Source organism: Arthrobacter livingstonensis (genome assembly GCF_003219815.1).
In the GTDB taxonomy this organism is placed as follows: Bacteria; Actinomycetota; Actinomycetes; order Actinomycetales; family Micrococcaceae; genus Specibacter; species Specibacter livingstonensis.
Genome location: NZ_QJVD01000071.1, coordinates 1 through 3667 on the forward strand (window position 1 = coordinate 1; position 3667 = coordinate 3667).

The 3667-nt window shown below is 62.6% G+C and carries 2 protein-coding genes; both read right to left on the reverse strand.

Annotated elements, in window-relative coordinates; translation table 11 throughout:
• Positions 1–74: 74 nt before the first annotated feature.
• Positions 75–341 carry a response regulator gene (locus CVV68_RS22655; RefSeq protein WP_110503240.1) on the reverse strand — a complete coding sequence of 89 codons (267 nt, stop codon included), beginning with the start codon at positions 339–341 and terminating at the stop codon, positions 75–77.
• Positions 338–3460 (reverse strand): response regulator, encoded by a 3123-nt coding sequence (locus tag CVV68_RS22660; protein ID WP_170133331.1) that lies wholly within the window; start codon positions 3458–3460, stop codon positions 338–340. The genes CVV68_RS22655 and CVV68_RS22660 overlap by 4 nt, the downstream gene beginning before the upstream one ends.
• Positions 3461–3667: the final 207 nt, after the last annotated feature.

The following is a 3667-nucleotide window of genomic DNA, read 5'->3' on the forward strand; positions in this document are numbered from 1 at the left end:
ACTCATCAGAGTAGGTTGGTCGAGAAGACATGGGAACAATCCTTTCAGGAACTGTCTCACATCATTAGTACACCTCAGTCATCCCTGGCCCCGAGTGAGGTCAAAAGGATCAGGTACGTGTAGGAGTCGGTTTCTGCTGCCCGGATGGCCCGGCAAAGGGCGAGCCCGTCGAGTCCGGGCATCATCAGGTCCGTCACGATGGCATGGGGCCGGTGGTCCTGGTAGAGCCGCCACCCGGCGTCTCCGTCGGGCGCTGTAAGACATTCATGCCCGGACCGTTCAACGGCCGCCTTGGCAACCAGAAGCGATACCGGATCATCGTCCACGACAAGGACCCTCATGAGCGCAGGTCCAACGCGTCGTCCAACGCCTTATCGACCCGGGCCAGCTCCGTGCCGAGCCGTGCCAGAAGCTTCGGGGCCGTTTGGCCGTTGGCGTGGGCATCGGGTTGGAGTGCCAGCTGTTCCAGCTCCTGGCACAGTGTGGCGGCCCCGGTGGCCCCGATAGTGCCGGCGGCGCCCTTGAGCTTGTGGGCTGCCTGTCCCAAAGCGTCTCCACCACCGCCGTCCACGGCCTGTTGAAGGAGCGCAAGAGTGGGCGAGATACTCTGCCGGAAGGCCTCGGCGGCCGCTGGCAGCAGTCCCTGACGGTCGTCTGCAGGTCCTAGGTCACGCAAGGTTGCCAGGCGGGCAGGATCCAGAGCCGGTGATTTCTCCCGTGCCGGTGTCGATCGGGGCACCCACCGCGCCAGGGTTTGATCGAGGGCGTTCAAGTTGACGGGTTTGCTGAGGTAATCATCCATGCCAGCGGCCAGGCAACGTTCACGGTCTTCTTCCTGGGACCCGGCAGTCATCGCGATGATGGGCAGGTGCGTGAAGTGCCCTTCTCTGGCCCTGATCGCCCGGGTCGCCTCGAAGCCATCCATGACCGGCATGTGGCAGTCCATGAGCACGGCCACATAAGTGTTGGCGACAGTCGCTGAGACCGCTTCGGCGCCATCGCCCACCACGTCCACCTCGTAGCCAAGCCTGGCAACCATTTCCCGCGCTACCAGCTGGTTCACTTCGTTATCCTCTACCACCAGAACCCTGCCCCGAAAAGGCTGCGGCGGGCGGGCAGCCCGGATAGGGGCCGGCGTCCGAAAGGCAGCGCCGGTACCGGCCATGAGGCGCATGAGCCGGTCATGGAGTTCCGATCCGCGCACGGGTTTGGTCAACCATTCACGGATGCCTGCCGCAGCCAGCTCGACCTTGTCTATCTGGGTTGTGGAGGTCAGCATCATTAGCCGGATGCCCCTGAGCGCGGGGTCGGCGCTCATCGTCTGCGCCAGTTCCAGCCCGTCCATTTCCGGCATGCACATATCCAGCACGGCAATATCGTAAGGATGCTCGGCAGCCGCCATCCGTGCGCTGTCAAGGGCCGTGCGCGCATCGGCGAATGCATCCGGCCGCAGGCCCCACGCATTCAGCTGGGTTTCAAGCACGAGCCGGTTGGTCGCATTATCATCGACCACCAACACCCGCAGCCCGGTCAGCAGACCGGGCAGGGGAGGTTCCAGAACGGTGACATCAGTTCCGGTTCCGGCCAGCGGAAGCACGAACCAGAAAGTGCTCCCCTCTCCCGGAGCGCTGGACAAACCGATCTCCCCGCCCATCGCTTCGGTCAGGCGCTGGCAGATCGCCAGACCCAGCCCGGTCCCACCATACCGGCGCGTCGTGGACGCATCAGCCTGGGAAAACGAATCGAACAGGCGCACATGATCCACTGGGTCGATGCCGATTCCGGTATCCCTGACTTCAAACCGCACCACGACAGTTCCTGCTTCTTCCTCCACGATGTTCACCCGGATGGCTACCTCACCGGATGCGGTGAACTTGACCGCGTTTGAGGACAGGTTCAACAGGATCTGCCGGATCCGGCCCGCATCACCGACCAACCGTTCCGGGACCTCGGGCCGGCAGTACGCGATGAGCTCCAGGTGCTTGCCCTGAGCGGTTTCAGCCACGAGCCTGGCCACGTCCTCCACCATCAAGCGCGGGTCAAAGGGGGCGAGATCCAGATCGACTTTCCCTGCCTCCAATTTCGAGAAATCCAGGATGTCGTTGATCAGGCTCAGCAGCGCACCAGCGGCAGCCTGGACCCCCTCGGCGTAGCTTCGTTGGGTCTCATCCAGGGGTGTGTCCAGCATCAGGGCCGTCAGACCAATGACCCCGTTCATTGGCGTGCGTATCTCATGGCTCATTGTGGCCAGGAACTCGGACTTCAACCGGCTTGATTCCAACGCCTCCTCACGGGCCGCCAACAGCTCCGCCTCCGCGGCCCGCCGCTCAGTGATGTCCTGCCCGATCTCCGCAACCCCGCCAACACCGTCTTCGCCGCGAATCGGAGACAACGTCAAGGACACTGGCACGACGGAACCGTCCTTGCGAACCCGCTCCGTTTCGAAACTGTGGACCACAACACCATCCACAACAGCAGCCATCACAGCCTCATCAGCGTCACTGCGCTCATCCGGAATGAGGAACCCTGTGTCTCGGCCCACCACTTCGGCGGCGCAATACCCATACAGTCGTTCCGCCCCGGGATTCCAGCTCGTGATCGCGCCCCCGGGCGTCATGCCAAGGATCGCGTCGGCCGAAGAATTAACGATCGCACCCAGACCCTCCAACTGCGCCAGGGCGTCCCGCGCCTGGTCCTGCGCACGACGCCGGGACGTGACATCACGGAAACTCCAGACCCGCCCCACGATCTCTTCCCCGACACGTTGAGGACGGGAATAGCGTTCAAAGATACGCCCGTCACGAAAGTCCAGCACGTCAAGGCTCTCCGCCCCCGGATCCGCATACAGCTCGTGCACCTTCGCCACGAAACTGTCCGGATCAAGGAGCTGATCCAAGACGAACGCCATCACTTTCCCGTCGTCCCCGGACTCCCTGATACCCGCCGGGATACCCCAAAGAATGGCGAAGCGCTCGTTGGAACCGGCAATTCTCCCGTCCGCCGTTACGACCAGAATGCCATCCGCCGTGGATTCCAGGGTGGCACTGAGCAAAGACAGGGCATCACGAAGCTCAGCGTCAAGGCGCGTGCGCTCACTCACGTCCCGGATGGAGGCGACAATCCCCAGGCCCGGGCCGGCGCCAAGGCGAGTAAAGCTGACCTCGATCGGAAACTCGGTCCCGTCCCAGTGACGACCGAAAAGCTTCATATCCGTCCCCGCCCGCCGCACAAGCGCGGCGGTGTCGAAAGACTCACGAATGGCCCCATAGTGGCCAGCGAAGCGTACCGGTAGCAGCACTTCGTAATGCCTTCCCAACAGCTGGCTCCGCGGATAACCAAAGAGCCGCTCCACCTGGGCATTGACGAACTCGAGAAGTCCCCCATCCCCGATCACCAGCAAAGCATCAGGCACAGCCTCCAGCAGCTCCTGATACGAGCCCACGCCATCCGACAGTCTCATTTCCCTTGCCATTTCGGCCCCCAGAACTGCGTGGATGACAAAGACGCCCACAACCATCGACGCCTGGATGCGCCGAAACGGCCCTTTCCCATACACAGGTTACCCGGCTCTATACAGAAGTCCCAGATTCCGACGAGACTCTCTAATGGTTATTGGCAGGCCTGGCGCCCGCTGGCAGGATTGATGCTGATCCATCATGGTGTGACT